Genomic DNA, 15436 nt, shown 5'->3' on the forward strand with positions numbered 1-15436 from the left:
CAGGTACCGTTGTCAGGGTTATTTATTCGGCAGGTTATCGTAAACATCCAGAGCACGCGCGGTATACGTCAGCGCGGCACCAGTGTTCAGGTTAATGGCAACGGCAAGCGCCTCGGCGATCTCTTCCCGCGTGGCGCCGTGCTTAACCGCAGCGTCCACATGCACAGCCAGACAACCGTCGCAGCGGGTGGTGACGGCCACGGCCAGCGCGATCAGCTCATGCGTTTTAGGATCGAGGTGCTTATTTTCAGACGCGCCTTTATCCATCTGCTGAAAGCCTTTCATAAATTCAGGCTGCAGTTTGGCAAATTTGCCGATGGTGGCGAGCAGGCCGCTGCGATATTCATTCCAGTTTAAAAACATTGAGAACTCCGGTGTTTATTTATTTTAGAAAAAATTAATTACATGGCGTCGTAAATGCGCACGTCTGGGGCGCTCTTCAGATAAGGTTTCAGCCCTGCAACCACATCCTGGGTAAAAAGCGGGCTGTTAAGATAGGCCTGCGCCTGGGCGACGGTTTTGAAGCCGTGCAGTACTTGCACGTCCTGATCGCGGATAAGCAGTTCTTTCGAAGTGGCACCGTCGATGGTGGTCAGAAACGGGGTTTTGTACTTCTGGTAGATTCCCGCTGCTGCCGCACGGTTTTCATTGCTGATATCAAGGGTGATTTGCAGATAAGCCATCTTTTTCTCCTTCGCTCAGGTTAAGGCAATGCCGTCGGGGCCACTGCCATTCGTTGAGGGGGATTATCAGAAAGCTCACGAGCGTCAACAAATCAGATAATCTTGCGAAGCAGAGAAGAAATTCTATGTCGCCTGGTTTTGCGGTCAGGAAAGCATCATGCCTGCGAAGAAGAAAAAATGAGGCATAATGCCTGCGGCGCGGTATCACGCCTTTTCAGAATTAACGTCCTGCACAAGCCAGTCGTGGAACACTTTAACTTCATGACGCAGAGCGTTCTGCCGTGGGGTCACAAGGTAGTAAGACCAGGTCAGCGGCCAGCGATGATCGGAATGCAGCTGGACCAACTGACCGGTTTCAATCAACTGTTTGACCAGTGCGTAACGGACAATGGCCACCCCACGACCACTGAGGGCTGAAAGAATGACGGCGGAGGTGGAGTTAATATGCAGCCCACTTTCCTGCGCTTCAGGCGCACCAACCGCGCTCAGGACATCGTCCCAGGAGGGAAAATTCGCGCCAGGATGCGGTGTGTCATCGTGGATCAATTTTTGGGTGGCAAGCCACTCAGCGCAGGTGATTTTCTCTGCCGGTACTAGCTGCGGGCTGCAGACCAGTACCGCCTCCTCATCCATCAGCCAACTTTTGTTCACACCGGGCCAGTCTCCCTGGCCGCAGCGGATACCGATATCCGCCTCGCCGTGCGACACGTCCATCAGCTTCTCCGTCACGTTAAGACGCAGGTCGATTGTTTCATGGGTTTCTGAGAAGCGGTTCAGGCGTTCCATCAGCCAGTTCATGACCAGCACCTGTGAGGCGGTGACGACCACAACGGATCGCGCCCGGCGGCCGCGCAGTTTATTTAACCCGGTTTCCAGTTTATCCAGCCCCTGAGTGATGTCCTGCAGAGCCTCCTTCGCCTCATCCACCAGGGTCAGGCGCTCCTTCCCTGAACGTGTACGGTGGAGCAGGGGATGGCCCACCCAGTCCTCCAGTGAGCGGACAAGCTGGCCCACGGCGGCTGGCGTGACGCCCAGCTCCCGGGCCGCGCCAGTAAAGCTGCCGTGCCGGGCAGTGGCTTCAAAGGCATGCAGCCATTTCAGTCGGTTAAGCGATCGCATTGCAGGTATCCTGATTGAGTTTTTTTCAGTATACCTGAGCGAGAAAGATTTTCTTTCCTGTGTCGCAATTTCTTCTCAGTCGTCAGCCTGGCTTCCGGATGGCATTCTGGTTTCACACGATGAGGAGCAGGGCTTTTCATCAATGACAACCAGATGATTTTAAAGAGGTTAGCGATGAATGCATCTTTTGCCGGTAAAAAACTGTTAGTGGTCGGTGGTACAAGCGGTATGGGCTTCGAAACGGCGAAGCTGGTTCTGAAAAACGGTGGCAGCGTTGTGCTTGTTGGCAATCGCCAGGACAAAGCCGAGCAGGCTCGCCAGGCGCTGGCTACAGACGGTCAGGTTTCTATCATCGTTGCCGACCTGATGACAGAAGAAGGGATGCAGCACGTGGTGGATACTGTTAACGCCGAACACAAAGATATCAGCCTGCTGGTCAATGCGGCTGGCGTGTTCTTCCCGAAATCGTTCACCGAACACGAGATGTCTGATTACGACATGTACATGAACATCAACCGCGCGACCTTCTTCATTACCCGCGACGTGGTGCGCAACATGGTTGAAGGCGGCATCAAAGGCTCTATCGTCAATATCGGCTCCATGTGGGCGCAGCAGGCCATTGGTGCCACACCGTCTTCTGCCTACTCCATGGCGAAAGCCGGTCTGCATGCACTGACCAAAAACCTGGCGATTGAGCTGGGCGAAAAAGGGATCCGCGTGAATGCCGTTTCTCCGGCCGTTGTTCACACGCCGATTTACGAAGGCTTCATTCCGAAAGACGACGTGAAGGACGTGATGAACAGCTTCGACAGCTTCCACCCGATTGGCCGCGTGGGTACCCCTGTCGATATCGCGGAGACCGTTGCCTTCCTGCTTTCGGACAAGACTGGCTGGGTCACCGGCGCCATCTGGGATATCGATGGCGGCGTGATGGCTGGCCGTAACGCCTGATGACTCTGCCGCACGCGGGCGACCGTGTGCGGCACTGGAGTACTTATGCAAATCCAGACCGCAAACTATGACCTTGTCACCACATGGCAGGGGGGGATGGCCAGCCGCACGCGTTGCCAGTCTATGACGGGTGACAAGCGCCAAAGCCACGTTATCGATTCAGATGAGCCTGTCGCGCTGGGTGGCGAAGGGCGGGCGCCCGGTCCTCAGGATCTGCTGCTGGCAGCTTTTAACGCCTGCATGACGGCTGCCTTTGTTCAGGAAGCCATTGCTGCGGGCATCACGCTGACCCATCTTGATATTGAGACCCGCGGTGAGCTTCCGACGGGAATATCCCGGCACTGTGAAAAAACCACAGATATCTCTGCTGGCAGGCTGCAGTATGTCATTCACGTCAGCGGGAACGGGACGGCCCATCAGTTCGAATGCATCCATCAGCGGGTCATTAACGCCTCCCTTAACCGGTGGTTACTGGCTCAGAACATGACGATAGAGGGTGATTTAATTCTTATCTGATGCGGTCCGGATACCCTGTTTAACCTGGAGAAAACACCATGACCACACCACGAGTAACCCCCTGGCAGGATGGTGAGCCTGTCGATGCGGACCTGCTTACCGCGATGAAAGCCCGACGTCCCGGTGGGGAACTGATTGGCATTGACCGCATATTGCTTAAAAGCTTTCCGCTGGCTACAGGCTGGAACGAACTGATGGTCCGGGTTCGTCAGCAATTTTCCCTTAGCCTTGAATACCGGGAACTGATCATGTTGCGTGTTGCCTCACTCAACAAAGCAGAATTTGAATGGAACGTGCATTACCCTGCTTATCTGGATGCAGGCGGAACGGCTGAAAAAGCGGCTGCGCTTGAGCCTGCCTCAGTGTCATCCCTGTTTAATGAAACCGAAACTCTGCTTATTCGGCTTACCGACCAGTCAACGCACGGAGTGGTCGTGGATGCAGACATCATCGACGAACTGAAACGCCGGCTTGGGGAAAAAGAGACCGTGGAAGCTGTCGCGACCGTCGCGGCCTACAACATGGTGTCGCGTTTCCTTGTCGCCCTTGCCATCTGATAATCCCCCTTTTTACCGGTGCAATTTATGAATAAAAAATATCGCGCTATGCAGATCGTTGCCCCCGGTGTGCTGGAAATGACAGAGCGGCCGATACCCGCTCCCGGCCCGGATGAGGTGCTTATCAAAATTGAAGCATGCAGAGTATGCGGTGCCGATCTCCGGGACGCGGAAAAAGCGCCGCAGGAGGGCCAGCCCGGGCGTATCCCGGGACATGAAATCGTTGGATACATTGCGAGCAAAGGCGACAGGGTGCCCGATATCTGGCAAACCGGCCAGCGAGTCGGGGTCGGGCGTCTGGGCGGTTACTGTCAGCACTGCAACCCCTGTCGCAGCGGGCTTTTTCATCTTTGCGAAAACCAGCTGACGCCAGGTCTCAGCTGCGATGGCGGCTATGCCGAGTACGTTGTCATGCGTTATACCGCGCTGATCGCTATTCCCGCAGAACTCTCTACCGTGCATGCCGCTCCGATCCTCTGCGCCGGTACGGCTACCTTTAACGCGCTGCGTCATTCCGGCGCCAGGGCAGGCGACAGAGTCGCTGTTCTCGGGATGGGGGGACTGGGCCACATGGCCGTTCAGTACGCCCGTAAAATGGGTTTTGAGGTAACGGCGGTGGCGCGTGGCCATGAAAAAGAACGTGCGGCCTTTCAGCTGGGCGCGCATCACTACATCGATGCGCTCAGTGAAGACGCATCAGCGCGCCTTAAAGCTGACGGCGGGGTGAATTTTATTCTGGCCACGGCTTCGGATTCAGAAACGGTCTCAGGCCTGCTGCCTGCTCTGGCCCCCCAGGGGAAAGCGATCCTGTTGGGGACCGGACGAACGCCCCTGCAGATTATGCCGGGCATGATGATTGGCGCGGAACGCGCGCTGTCAGGTTCCTTCGTCAGCACACCTGCTCAAACCGAACGTGCGCTGCGTTTCAGCCACCTCTTTCAGACGTTGCCCGTCACAGAACAACTGCCGCTTGAGCAGGCCAATGAGGCGCTCAACAGGCTGAAGATGGGTCAGGCGCGCTACCGGATGGTGCTCACAATGAATCAGGATAATTAATTCCATGTCCACAGAACAGTTCCTGCCTGTTGCAGACCAGAACAATAATATCATCCGCCTGTCGGCCGCCCAGGCTCTCGCCGGTGCTAACTCGGTGGTTTTTTATGCCACGGGGGCCATTGTGGGTAACGCTATCGCGCCCAGTAGTTCTCTGGCTACGCTGCCCATCACCATGTTTGTTCTGGGCATGGCAGCCTGCATCCTGCCGTTAGGTTCACTGGCGCGAAAAAATGGCCGTAAGGCTGTCTTTATGGTCGGCACCGGGGCGGGGGTGATTACCGGACTGATCGCTGCCCTGGCCGTCCTGATCGGCTCATTCATCCTCTTCTGCGTTGCCGCCTTTATCGGGGGGGCATATGCAGCCGTGGCGCTCAGCTTTCGTTTTGCCGCCACCGATGGTGTGACACCGGAACGACGGGCACGAGCGTTGTCGCTGGTGATGGGAGGAGGGGTGATCGCCGGTGTGGTGGGCCCCATGCTGGTTTCCGCAACAATGCATCTCTGGCCACCTCACACATTTGCCGTCACCTTTCTTGCCCAGGCGTTTGTGGCCGTCATCTCGGCGTTTATCCTCAAAGGCGTAAAAACAGCCGAACCTGCCAGTGCAGCCAGCGCGGGTGGGCGGCCTTTGCGCGAAATAGTGCGCCAGCCGGGCTTTGCCAGAACCGTATTTAGCGGCGCGGTCACCTATATGGTGATGAACTTCCTGATGACGGCTGCACCGCTGTCGATGCACATGCACGGCATTTCTCAGCAGGCGTCCAATCTGGGGATTCAGTGGCACGTTATTGCCATGTACGGCCCGGGATTTTTCACCGGCAAGTTAATCAGCCGTTTTGGTGCCATGCGTATCGCCGCGACGGGTCTGCTGATCACAGCATGCTCTGTCCTGGCTGGTCTCGGCGGAACCGATATTTTCCATTACTGGCTGTCGTTGATTTTACTGGGCCTTGGCTGGAATTTTGGCTTCACTGGCGCATCGGCGAAAATCATTGAATATCACCGTCCCGAAGAGAAAACCCAGGTCCAGTCCCTGAACGACTTTGTGGTGTTTGGGGTGATGATCGTCGGGTCATTTTCTTCAGGTGCGCTGCTCAGTCTCTATGGCTGGAACGCCGTCTTGTGGGGTTCACTTGTGCCTGTGGGTCTTGCATTTATAGGTATCGTGAAAGAACTGCAGGCAAAAATCAGCATAACGTAACGTCCTGAGGAGGGGGGCTGTCTGAATCAGCCCCCTGGTGATATGAAAGGTATCCCAGGCCCAAAATTGGCAATCCTGATTTTGGGCATAACGGTTGATAGCCAGCTAACCCGCATGATGACGCAGGTCTGCGTCTGGCACAGAGCGGATAGGGTGATAAATGACAGAAGATCAAACCCCGGACTGTTATCTCCTCTTAGACGACCTCAACCACTTCAAATTCTTCTGCGATCAGTTCCATATCTTCAGAAAAATGCCCTTCGCGGGTGAAAAACCGCTGATGTTCTCTCTGCCAGTATTCAAGGGTTAAATCGCCTTCACCTTCTTTACGGGCAAACGCCTCCGTAACATCACAAAAACGCACCAGACGCATTGAAACCAGTCTGATTACGCAGACCGGGAGACCCTGGCCATCAAGGATGATGTTATAGCTCCCAATCTTCGGGGCAGACTCTTCCTGCTGGTAAGAGGTGAGCGATCCGCAGGAGGCCGTTTTGATCCCTTTTTTAATCAGGTTCGCAAGCTCGCTAGCCAGTGCCGGGCTGTCACCCACTTGCCAGGCGTCTGCGCCTGGATATTTTATTTTTAACTCTTCAACCGCAGCCATTAATAGTACGTTTCCATTAATCGTTAAATATCAATCATTTTGGCATAAATTGCAGGTTATTACATACACCTCTAAACTGCATATTCATATTTACTCATGGCAGATAAGCTCCTGATTAACGTGACCAATCTGCATCAGATAAATCAAAACAGCGCTGCTGGTGGGTTGGCAGACTCAACGCGGCAAGCTGACCCGGCCAGGGCGTTGAGTTAACAAAAGGAAGTAAACATGGAAATAACGATAGAACTCTGTCCTAAAGATGAATGGGATTCCATGGTGGAAATTTTTACCGAAATGGAAGAACACTATTATGGTAAGGGAATCATTCAGGAACCGCTGTTGAAGGATTACCTACAACATAAATTGTTCAGCCAGCTTTCCAGTACCCTGGTAGTCAGGGCTCGCTGTGGCGCTCATATTGTTGGGCTGGCCTGCTGTAGCATTCTCTATCCTTCTCCTCGATACAGTGGTCAGCTTCACATCAAAGAGTTGTATGTCTCCCAAAGAGAGAGAAGTAGGGGTACAGGGAAATCCATAATGCGCTTTATTGCGAAACTCGCTCTTGAGCAGGGATGTTATAACCTCAGCTGGAACGCCGAGAAATCAAACCATCGAGCAAACCATTTTTATCAGTCTTTAGGAGGAAGGATAAATGACAGCATGGTGAATTATTCCCTTTATGGTGATCGCCTGAGCGACCTGGCTTTCGATGATTCGGCAGAACAGCCTCACGCTGCCAGTTAAGCTATGCGTTGATGATTACGCTTGCCGGTAAGTTGTAGGGAACTTGAAGGATGTTAATGCAGGGTCTGCTATGTGCCAGGAGCGGACATTAAGAAGTCTACCTGGGTTGTACTCCCGGTCAGATGGGGTGCTGTAAATATTACCATCATCGTCCATCACTCGGGCCTTAGGACACTCGGCGATTTCTAACATCTTTCTATATAGCTGCGTGTCTGGCCATTTGGTGTAAATATTGCCGTCACTCCAGTCAAGCCATGTCTCTTTATACGAGGAAGGCCCCGACCAAAAAGTATGATAATCGCCATTTCTGGTTTCCCTTGCTAAGTCGCTGTCGCTATCAATAAAGGCAAGCCACTCCTCAGTAACTTTTCAAACATTTTTCGCTTATCAGCTTTAATAATCAGCCAAAACAGAGACCTTTTTCTAAGAGAAGCATTTCAGGCCAGGGCATATTGATACACTCACTTTTGGCTCATAGCGTATGCTGGCCTTTAATTGTCCGCCTCCTCAAAGGCGGACCTTGCTGACAAGATGCCATGTTACTTCCAGCAGCTCTCTGCATTGCTGCCTGATTTTAAGGCAGAGAGGTTTCGTGAAGATGCCGCCAGATTGCATGACCGTCACCCCTCATTTCAAACACAGCAGTTGAAAAACGGCGCGTTGCTTCCTCCCCTGGTAATTGCTGTATTTCTTTATAGGTGACTGTGGCTCCCCTTTCATTTTCAGCGATAACCTGCATATCAATGATTTCAATATTCAGTCCCTGGCGGGCACCCCGCTGAGTAGAGAAAAAAGCGTTTAATGCGGCAAAATCGAGCAAGACTCCACCCGGTGTCACCATCGAGAATGTCAGGCTGAAGCGTAACAGTAATTTGTCACAGATATCAGCATGCGCATCAGCATCGCCTAACCAATCCTGGATCAATACGTGGGTATCCAGCACTTCTTTGAAATAACGATTCATTGCTGCTCCTGATTAACGAAATAAAGTACGCGGTGATTGTTGAGCCGATAACAGCACAGCAGGGGAATAACGGCGCTGCATGCTGCTAATCCAAAGGTAAGATGATAAGCCCCTTCTGTGGGCAGGCCGGTATTGGCGATCAGATTAAACAGAAGATTAAGCAGGGTAACGCCCAGGCAGAAGCTGAGCTGGCGATTGATATTCCACAACGCGCTGGCATCAGCGAGCTCGCGATCTGCTATCTGGATGAAGGCGGAACTTTGCGCTGTGCTGCTGCACAGGCTGCTGCCAAAACCCATCAGCGTGAACGCTATGATACAAACGGTCACATCCATAGTGTGGCCCGTCAGAACCAGTAGAGCCATACCGAAAGCGTTAACCAGACAACCCGTGATAAACAGGGGGCGAGGTCCCCATATGTTGAACTTTTTCCCTGTCATGCCGATCGCTGCAAACGAAGCCAGTGACCATGGCAGCATCATCGCGCCGACAACGCTGGCACGCATGCCGAGCTGATTCTGCAGATAGAGCATGCAGAGCATATTCACACCGGTAAATACGCCTGGTACAAACTGATAAATCAGCATGGCGGTATGCAAAAGCGGATCTCTGATCAGGTGCAAATTGAGTAAGGGTTTGCTTTTTTTCAGGGCCTGCCACGCATAGCCAGCCAGACAAAACAGGCCGGCAGTCAGTATCAAGGCGCCATGAAAATGATGATTGGGTTCACCCAGATATGTCAGCCCAAGGAGTATAAGGGTTAACGCTGTGCAGCCACTCAGCAAACCCACCAGATCTAACCGCTCGCGCGATCCCTCCCGTGCCTCAGTTTTAAGCCAGACCCAGGCCAGTATCAGGGCGACAACGGCTAACGGCAGGCTTGCCAGAAATACCCAGCGCCAACTGAGGTTGTCGACCAGAATCCCTCCTGCTAACGGTGACAGTGCCGGAGCCAGCAGGGCAATCAGCATCACAACTGAAGAGAGCTTTGCACGTTCATGACTCTGATAGAGTGCATAGGTCATTGCCTGACCGACAGGGATGAGTAATCCGCCACCAAAACCCTGTATCCAGCGCCATGCAATCAGTTGTGAAATTGATGATGACGCCCCAACACCACAGGTGCCAGCAATGAAAATAAGCAGCGAAAACAGGAAAAGACGTTTAGCACCAGCGCGTCTTGCCAGCCAGCTGCTAAGGGGGATAACCAGTGTCAGGCCTAAGATGTAACCATTACTTATCCAGGCTACCTCGCTGACGGAGGCATCAAAACGTCGCGCAATATCGGGATATGCAACGTTGGCGATAAACATATTGACTAGATCAATAAAAAATCCCAGCAGATAGAGGGTGGTAACGCGTGCACGATAATTCATTCTGTTCTCAAACAAGTACGTCAGGCGCGCAGTATAAGCGCTGCGGAAATCGGGATAAATTTCCTCTCTGTTGTTACACTGTCAAAAAAATTTTGACAGTAGATATCTCGGCGAGCACAAAAAAATGATCAATATGCAACGCGCTGCAATCTTTGTTGCGGTGGTTGAGGCGGGGAGTTTCACCGACGCAGCCCAGACGCTGGGTCTGACTAAAGCGGTCGTCAGCGCCAGTATCAAAGTGCTGGAGAAAGAGTTGGGCGTTTCATTACTGTCGAGAAGCACCAGGCACGTTTCAACTACGGATACCGGTGAACGATTTTACCAGCACTGTCTGCGCCTTCTTCAGGAAGCCGAACGTGTTCTGGACGACATTCGTAGCGATCACTCTGGATTAAGCGGTTCACTCAGAATTACCACAACAGCAGAATATGGCGTGCGCGTGGTTGTCCCGGCACTGGCGGCCTTCCGCGCTCGCCATCCGCAGTTACGTATACAGCATGTTTCATCATCGCAAAATGACGATCTCATTTCCGGCCGTTTTGATGTCGCGATACGGCTGGGGCATCTTGCTGACTCCAGCCACCACGCCCGTCTTATTGATCGATTCGATATTTATCCGGTCGCTTCCCCTGACTATCTGAATACGTTGGGAGAGCAGGTTGTCGTGGAACTGGCACAGCTTGCTAAGGCGAACTGGATTGCTCACAGCCGTTTATCCACGCCATTAAGCTGGCAGGTAACTACACCAGAGAAAGAAAAGGTGATTTTCAGTGCCGATAGCCCCGCAATGATAATGGCCGATAGCGCCTCCTCATTACTGGCTTTTACTCTGCAAGGCGCTGGCGTTGCGATTTTGCCCGACTGGCTGGTAAAAGATGAGGTAGCCAAAGGAAATTTGATTCGCTTACTGCCAGATCATCATTTTCCCCGACAAGGCATTTACGCGCTTTACCCTCATACACGCCATGTGCCAGAAAAAGTGAGGGCATTTATTGATTTTCTGCAAAACAGAATCGAGAACATGGATGCACGCGATATACCTGCATAAACCTGTGAAACAATTCGGGTTTAGTAATGGACCAAATATGTCATGCATGAAAAAGGAGGGGCCTGTAATGGGTCGCCTTGTTTCAGGATGACAGTAATAACGTATCGTCCGCTTTGTGCCAGAAGCGGACCTTTATTTGTAAAAGAACTGAGTTAACTTTGACAAGCCTGCTCTTATCAAGCTGAATCAGGTGATGGGCCACGTTCCAGGAACGTAGAAAGCGCGATATAGCTGCGCACAGAGCGTACGCCCTCAAGGCTCTGAATCTCCATCAGGAAATTCTCCAGTGATTCGGTATCGGCGGCCCGCACTTTGATAAAGACGCAGCCGTCACCGGCGACGGTATGTAATTCTTCCACTTCCTTGCGGTTAGTGAACTGCAAAAGGGCCCGTGTCGCATGATAGCTGCTGGTATCGATAACAAGGAACGTTAAAAGAGTCCGTCCCAGTTTGCAGCCATCCAGTACCGCCACAGTACCCTTGATAACCCCATCACGCTTCAGTCGCTTTACGCGATCGTGAACAGCGGGGGCCGATAAATTCACAATCTCGCTCAACTCCGTGTAGCTACGGCCTGCGTCCTCCGCTAAGGCACCTAATATTTTTCGGTCAATGGCGTCCAGCTCCGCTGGTTTATGCCTTGTCTGCCGAATACCATCTTTTTCTTTATCAAATGCGCTCATAAGGGTTCTCATTCTGAATGAAAATATGAATATACTTTATTTAACCTAATATTATTAAGCTACAAAACAGATAATGGAGTTGCAATGCCTATCGCACTTTTCGCCCTTGCTGTCGGAGCATTCGGTATCGGTCTGACTGAATTTGTCATTGCCGGAATTCTCCCGCAAATTGCCTCAGAACTTAGTGTCAGTATTCCCAAAGCAGGAATGATGGCGACCTCCTATGCGCTTGGCGTCTTTGTTGGCGCACCGCTGTTAACCGTGCTGGGCGCAAGAGTTCCTCGTAAGGCTATGCTAATCGCGTTAGCGGGAATTTTTACTCTGGGCAATGTTATTACTGCACTCGCGCCGACGATGGCGGTAGCGGTTGTGGGTCGTATTATCACCTCCTTTAATCACGGAGCGTTTTTCGGTATAGGCTCAATAATTGCTGCATCGCTGGTCGCGCCCGGTCGTCAGGCAAGTGCCATCGCCTTTATGTTTTCGGGGCTGACATTAGCCAATCTTCTCGGCGTGCCTGCCGGGACGTGGCTTGCTCAGACATTTAGCTGGAGACTGGTATTCTGGGTGATTGCTGGTATCGGTCTGCTAACAATGGCAAGCGTAGCCATACTGGTTCCACACATTGCAAAAGGTAAGACTATTGCTTTACGTAACGAGCTTAGGGCTTTTGTTGATCCGCAGGTGCTGCTGGTCATGGGGATTACGATTTTCGGCCCGGCTGCCTTTTTCACTTCTATCACCTATATTGCCCCAATGATGGTTCAGGAGGCCGGTTTCTCCGAAGGCGGCGTGGCGGGGTTAATGGTGTTGTTTGGTCTCGGGCTTGCCGTTGGCAACTGGGTTGGCGGACGATTTGCCGATCGCTCCCTGTTTGGCACGCTTTTCGTCACCCTCGCGGCTCAGGGCCTGGTACTGCTGGTATTTTGGATGGGAGTGGAAAATCAGTGGATTGCCGGAATGTCAGTATTCCTGATGGCGGCATTCGGCTTTGCGACAGTCTCGCCTATTCAGAAGTTGGTGATGGAACGGGCAAGCCAGGCGGGTGCCCCCACGATGGCTGCATCGGTCAATATTGGCATGTTTAATCTGGGAAATGCGCTGGGAGCATGGGCTGGCGGGGTAACCATTGCCGCAGGATTTGGTCTGGCCTCACCTAACTGGGCGGGCGCTATTCTGTCCTTTATTGCTCTGGGCTTAGCTTATCTTGCCTGGCTCACTGCTCGTAAAGGATATGTATTAAATGCTGGTTCTTACTGATTAATTAATCAAAGATTATTGCTTATCTTTATAAACAACATGTTTTGCGGACATCTGTTTAAGCTGGTAGATGTCCGCTATTCGCTCATCGCGGACTTTCAGCGCCCCGACCACTAAAAAACCGGTGCAAACGAACAAAAAAGTGGGCGAGACATTCAACAAATACCGCTCGCCCTGAAACAGTCTTTCCCAGACGGTACATTCGCGTCAGAGTTTAAATGTCCCTTCCATCGTAATGACACTTTTACCCCCTACGTTGATCACCGGGGTGTCTGAGGTACCATCGTAACGGGTATACAGAGAGCTGGCCCGCCCCATATCAACCCCCTGTCTTATATGCAATGAAAGCTGCTTTTTATCTTTGAGGGTTGCCAGCAATGCCGTAACTGCTGCGGTTGCACTACCTGTGGCCGGATCCTCAGTCATCCGGGGAGTAAACATGCGGGCCTGAAGATCGCATTGCGTCTCAGGATCTGATTCATCGATATAAGCGTAAATAGAGACCGCACCATCAAGCGGTAAAATATGGCGAAAACCTTGTAAATTCGGCACGCATCGGCGCAACGCGTCTCGTGAGGCGAGATTCACGATCAGAAACGGCAAACCCACCGAGGCGACAAGCGGAACATGGGTAGTGGTACAAATATCCTCTGGGGCTAAAGACAGGCAGGCGGCGACGTTTTCCGGGCTGACTTCAGAACGACAGGATAATGCCTCTGGAACAAGCAATTCAGCGCCAGTAATCACGCCGTCTTCTTTGAGTATTTTTACGGGTACGAGCCCGGCAATTTCTTCAAACAGCATGGTTTGAGGGAAGTCCGCGCCCTCCAGTGCGGCATAATAGGCCAGCACGTAGGCTGTGCCGACATTAGGATGCCCGGCAAACGGGATTTCGCGGGAAGGGGTAAAAATCCTGACCTGCGCTGTATTAGCCGGGTCGGCTGGGGGAAGAACGAATGTTGTTTCACTGTAACCAAACTCAACGGCAATCCGTTGCATTTGTTCGGTGCTCATTCCCTCAGCATCTAATACCACGGCGACAGGGTTACCAAGAAAGGGGGTATCAGTAAAAACATCTGCGATGACATAACGTCTTTTCATTATCAGTCCTGGAGTGAAATAGGCAGGTAGCGCACTAATCCGCATTATCAGCATGGCTAAGGTGCGAGAATACATAACAAAAATTCAGATTAACGACTCTCAACTTCCGAAACCAGTCGCTGTGCAATTTCAGTGTATCAGTCTGATGCAGATGTATTTTTCCCGTGAAATTATCAGAGAAGGGGCAGCCTGCGCATTATTCTGCTTACCTTCTTTTAGACTCATTTCATATAGTGAAAATGTCGACACGCAATGAATGTTTGCTTTTCGCGATGAGCGGCACGGCAGTTTCATATAGCTTAAAAACAGACGTAACGTCGATATAAACTCAAGTGCGAAGACCCGCGCACTATTTCAGCGGATTTAATCTGACTCTTAATAAGGATCCGGGGGAAGGGGCGCGGCAAGTGCAGCGTGGCTATCGGGAAAGAGATCCTGATGTCGGTTTCAGACAAAAGTAAACGCCAAAAAATAGCGTGAAAGGAGAGGCCGGGGACGCTTCGCTTGCCCGGCCTGACAGATTATCGGGTGCTCAGTTCTCTGCGGATAATCTCCGCCCCGGCGCTTAAGGCATTCAGCTTGCCGTTGGCAACCTGACGGGATAACGGCGCCATTCCACAGTTGGTAGAAGGGTAGAGCTTATCGGCATCCACGAACTGCAGCGCTTTGCGAAGCGTACTGGCAACTTCTTCTGGCGTCTCGATGGCATGGGTTGCCACGTCAATGGCACCCACCATCACCTTTTTACCGCGGATCAGTTCGAGCAGATCCATGGGTACGCGCGAGTTATGACACTCAAGCGAGATAATGTCGATATTAGAGGTTTGCAGTTTCGGAAACGCCTCTTCATATTGCCGCCACTCTGACCCCAGCGTCTTTTTCCAGTCGGTATTGGCTTTGATGCCATAGCCATAGCAAATGTGTACCGCCGTTTCGCATTTCAGCCCTTCGATGGCTCTCTCTAACGCGGCGATGCCCCAGTCATTCACTTCATCGAAGAACACATTAAAGGCAGGCTCATCGAACTGGATAATATCCACACCCGCGGCCTCTAACTCTCTGGCTTCCTGGTTGAGGATCTTTGCGAACTCCCACGCCAGTTTTTCGCGGCTTTTATAGTGGTTGTCATAGAGGGTGTCGATCATGGTCATCGGGCCAGGCAGCGCCCATTTAATGGGCTGCGTGGTGAGCTGACGTAAGTATTTGGCATCATCAACAAACACCGGCTTCTGGCGGGCCACGGCACCCACGACGGTCGGCACGCTCGCATCATAGCGATTACGGATTTTAACGACTTCGCGCTTCTCAAAATCGACGCCACTCAGGTGCTCAATGAAGGTGGTGACGAAATGCTGGCGCGTTTGCTCACCATCGCTGACGATATCAATGCCAGCCCGCAGCTGATCGTCCAGGGATAAACGCAACGCATCCTGCTTACCGGCAATTAATTCTTCATTTTCCAGCTTCCAGGGGGACCAGAGGGTCTCCGGTTGGGCAAGCCAGGACGGTTTAGGCAAGCTGCCAGCAGTGGACGTGGGGAGCAATGTTTTCATAACAGGTGACCTTATTG

The 15436-nt window shown here is 52.2% G+C and carries 17 protein-coding genes; 8 read left to right on the forward strand and 9 right to left on the reverse strand.

Annotated features, from left to right (window positions below; genetic code table 11):
- Window positions 1–18: 18 nt before the first annotated feature.
- The 3 genes from ABIE02_RS18245 to ABIE02_RS18255 form a co-directional block, all read right to left on the reverse strand.
- Window positions 19–363, reverse strand: coding sequence for a carboxymuconolactone decarboxylase family protein (locus ABIE02_RS18245; protein WP_007712977.1), 345 nt, complete (start codon window positions 361–363; stop codon window positions 19–21).
- A 38-nt stretch (window positions 364–401) separates the two neighbouring features.
- Complete coding sequence (locus ABIE02_RS18250; protein WP_230430700.1) at window positions 402–683, reverse strand: hypothetical protein; 282 nt, start codon at window positions 681–683, stop codon at window positions 402–404.
- Window positions 684–887: 204 nt separating this feature from the next.
- Window positions 888–1802, reverse strand: coding sequence for a LysR substrate-binding domain-containing protein (locus ABIE02_RS18255; protein WP_336994561.1), 915 nt, complete (start codon window positions 1800–1802; stop codon window positions 888–890).
- Window positions 1803–1976: 174 nt separating this feature from the next.
- Here ABIE02_RS18255 and ABIE02_RS18260 point away from each other — a divergent pair, with 174 nt between their 5' ends.
- From ABIE02_RS18260 to ABIE02_RS18280, 5 genes are read left to right on the forward strand one after another with little or no spacing between them, the layout of a single operon-like run.
- Window positions 1977–2753, forward strand: coding sequence for an SDR family NAD(P)-dependent oxidoreductase (locus tag ABIE02_RS18260; RefSeq protein WP_230430699.1), 777 nt, complete (start codon window positions 1977–1979; stop codon window positions 2751–2753).
- A gap of 45 nt (window positions 2754–2798) precedes the next feature.
- On the forward strand, window positions 2799–3269 hold the full coding sequence (locus ABIE02_RS18265) for an OsmC family protein (protein ID WP_336994562.1): 471 nt from the start codon (window positions 2799–2801) through the stop codon (window positions 3267–3269).
- Between the two features lie 38 nt (window positions 3270–3307).
- Window positions 3308–3826 carry a carboxymuconolactone decarboxylase family protein gene (locus ABIE02_RS18270; protein ID WP_144838063.1) on the forward strand — a complete coding sequence of 173 codons (519 nt, stop codon included), beginning with the start codon at window positions 3308–3310 and terminating at the stop codon, window positions 3824–3826.
- A gap of 27 nt (window positions 3827–3853) precedes the next feature.
- Window positions 3854–4882, forward strand: coding sequence for an alcohol dehydrogenase catalytic domain-containing protein (locus ABIE02_RS18275; protein ID WP_429211403.1), 1029 nt, complete (start codon window positions 3854–3856; stop codon window positions 4880–4882).
- Window positions 4883–4886: 4 nt separating this feature from the next.
- Window positions 4887–6083: an MFS transporter gene (locus tag ABIE02_RS18280; protein ID WP_336994564.1), complete on the forward strand. Its 1197-nt coding sequence runs from the start codon at window positions 4887–4889 to the stop codon at window positions 6081–6083.
- A 196-nt stretch (window positions 6084–6279) separates the two neighbouring features.
- On the opposite strand, the gene ABIE02_RS18285 is transcribed toward ABIE02_RS18280, so the two are convergent.
- Window positions 6280–6690: an ASCH domain-containing protein gene (locus tag ABIE02_RS18285; protein WP_032610951.1), complete on the reverse strand. Its 411-nt coding sequence runs from the start codon at window positions 6688–6690 to the stop codon at window positions 6280–6282.
- A gap of 294 nt (window positions 6691–6984) precedes the next feature.
- On the opposite strand from ABIE02_RS18285, the gene ABIE02_RS18290 reads away from it, so the two are divergent.
- Window positions 6985–7434: a GNAT family N-acetyltransferase gene (locus ABIE02_RS18290; RefSeq protein WP_429211414.1), complete on the forward strand. Its 450-nt coding sequence runs from the start codon at window positions 6985–6987 to the stop codon at window positions 7432–7434.
- 574 nt (window positions 7435–8008) lie between these two features.
- Here the strand turns inward: ABIE02_RS18290 and ABIE02_RS18295 are convergent.
- Both ABIE02_RS18295 and ABIE02_RS18300 read right to left on the reverse strand, forming a co-directional pair.
- A complete protein-coding gene (locus ABIE02_RS18295) occupies window positions 8009–8398 on the reverse strand; it encodes a DUF4440 domain-containing protein (RefSeq protein WP_200142578.1) in 390 nt (129 codons plus the stop codon).
- Entirely contained in the window at window positions 8395–9774 is a 1380-nt protein-coding gene (locus tag ABIE02_RS18300) for an MFS transporter (RefSeq protein WP_336994565.1), read from the reverse strand. The genes ABIE02_RS18295 and ABIE02_RS18300 overlap by 4 nt, the downstream gene beginning before the upstream one ends.
- Before the next feature lie 124 nt (window positions 9775–9898).
- Between ABIE02_RS18300 and ABIE02_RS18305 the strand changes: the two genes are divergently transcribed.
- Window positions 9899–10822 (forward strand): LysR family transcriptional regulator, encoded by a 924-nt coding sequence (locus ABIE02_RS18305; RefSeq protein WP_032610948.1) that lies wholly within the window; start codon window positions 9899–9901, stop codon window positions 10820–10822.
- 176 nt (window positions 10823–10998) lie between these two features.
- Here ABIE02_RS18305 and ABIE02_RS18310 read toward each other — a convergent pair whose 3' ends face one another.
- Window positions 10999–11505 (reverse strand): Lrp/AsnC family transcriptional regulator, encoded by a 507-nt coding sequence (locus tag ABIE02_RS18310; protein WP_174521474.1) that lies wholly within the window; start codon window positions 11503–11505, stop codon window positions 10999–11001.
- 84 nt (window positions 11506–11589) lie between these two features.
- Here ABIE02_RS18310 and ABIE02_RS18315 point away from each other — a divergent pair, with 84 nt between their 5' ends.
- Window positions 11590–12765 carry an MFS transporter gene (locus tag ABIE02_RS18315; RefSeq protein ID WP_032610945.1) on the forward strand — a complete coding sequence of 392 codons (1176 nt, stop codon included), beginning with the start codon at window positions 11590–11592 and terminating at the stop codon, window positions 12763–12765.
- Between the two features lie 207 nt (window positions 12766–12972).
- Here the strand turns inward: ABIE02_RS18315 and ABIE02_RS18320 are convergent, their stop codons facing one another.
- Both ABIE02_RS18320 and ABIE02_RS18325 read right to left on the reverse strand, forming a co-directional pair.
- Window positions 12973–13866 carry a PhzF family phenazine biosynthesis protein gene (locus tag ABIE02_RS18320; RefSeq protein WP_163603772.1) on the reverse strand — a complete coding sequence of 298 codons (894 nt, stop codon included), beginning with the start codon at window positions 13864–13866 and terminating at the stop codon, window positions 12973–12975.
- Window positions 13867–14387: 521 nt separating this feature from the next.
- Complete coding sequence (locus ABIE02_RS18325) at window positions 14388–15419, reverse strand: methionine synthase (RefSeq protein WP_117385597.1); 1032 nt, start codon at window positions 15417–15419, stop codon at window positions 14388–14390.
- Window positions 15420–15436 lie beyond the last annotated feature (17 nt).

Source organism: Leclercia sp. 1548, assembly GCF_050435045.1.
GTDB lineage: Bacteria > Pseudomonadota > Gammaproteobacteria > Enterobacterales > Enterobacteriaceae > Enterobacter > Enterobacter adecarboxylatus.

Bases quoted from the DNA above. Each gene is read 5' to 3' on its own strand.
- ABIE02_RS18245 (WP_007712977.1), bottom strand. From the start codon at position 363: ATGTTTTTAAACTGGAATGAATATCGCAGCGGCCTGCTCGCCACCATC.
- ABIE02_RS18250 (WP_230430700.1), bottom strand. From the start codon at position 683: ATGGCTTATCTGCAAATCACCCTTGATATCAGCAATGAAAACCGTGCG.
- ABIE02_RS18255 (WP_336994561.1), bottom strand. From the start codon at position 1,802: ATGCGATCGCTTAACCGACTGAAATGGCTGCATGCCTTTGAAGCCACT.
- ABIE02_RS18260 (WP_230430699.1), top strand. From the start codon at position 1,977: ATGAATGCATCTTTTGCCGGTAAAAAACTGTTAGTGGTCGGTGGTACA.
- ABIE02_RS18265 (WP_336994562.1), top strand. From the start codon at position 2,799: ATGCAAATCCAGACCGCAAACTATGACCTTGTCACCACATGGCAGGGG.
- ABIE02_RS18270 (WP_144838063.1), top strand. From the start codon at position 3,308: ATGACCACACCACGAGTAACCCCCTGGCAGGATGGTGAGCCTGTCGAT.
- ABIE02_RS18275 (WP_429211403.1), top strand. From the start codon at position 3,854: ATGAATAAAAAATATCGCGCTATGCAGATCGTTGCCCCCGGTGTGCTG.
- ABIE02_RS18280 (WP_336994564.1), top strand. From the start codon at position 4,887: ATGTCCACAGAACAGTTCCTGCCTGTTGCAGACCAGAACAATAATATC.
- ABIE02_RS18285 (WP_032610951.1), bottom strand. From the start codon at position 6,690: ATGGCTGCGGTTGAAGAGTTAAAAATAAAATATCCAGGCGCAGACGCC.
- ABIE02_RS18290 (WP_429211414.1), top strand. From the start codon at position 6,985: ATGGAAGAACACTATTATGGTAAGGGAATCATTCAGGAACCGCTGTTG.
- ABIE02_RS18295 (WP_200142578.1), bottom strand. From the start codon at position 8,398: ATGAATCGTTATTTCAAAGAAGTGCTGGATACCCACGTATTGATCCAG.
- ABIE02_RS18300 (WP_336994565.1), bottom strand. From the start codon at position 9,774: ATGAATTATCGTGCACGCGTTACCACCCTCTATCTGCTGGGATTTTTT.
- ABIE02_RS18305 (WP_032610948.1), top strand. From the start codon at position 9,899: ATGATCAATATGCAACGCGCTGCAATCTTTGTTGCGGTGGTTGAGGCG.
- ABIE02_RS18310 (WP_174521474.1), bottom strand. From the start codon at position 11,505: ATGAGCGCATTTGATAAAGAAAAAGATGGTATTCGGCAGACAAGGCAT.
- ABIE02_RS18315 (WP_032610945.1), top strand. From the start codon at position 11,590: ATGCCTATCGCACTTTTCGCCCTTGCTGTCGGAGCATTCGGTATCGGT.
- ABIE02_RS18320 (WP_163603772.1), bottom strand. From the start codon at position 13,866: ATGAAAAGACGTTATGTCATCGCAGATGTTTTTACTGATACCCCCTTT.
- ABIE02_RS18325 (WP_117385597.1), bottom strand. From the start codon at position 15,419: ATGAAAACATTGCTCCCCACGTCCACTGCTGGCAGCTTGCCTAAACCG.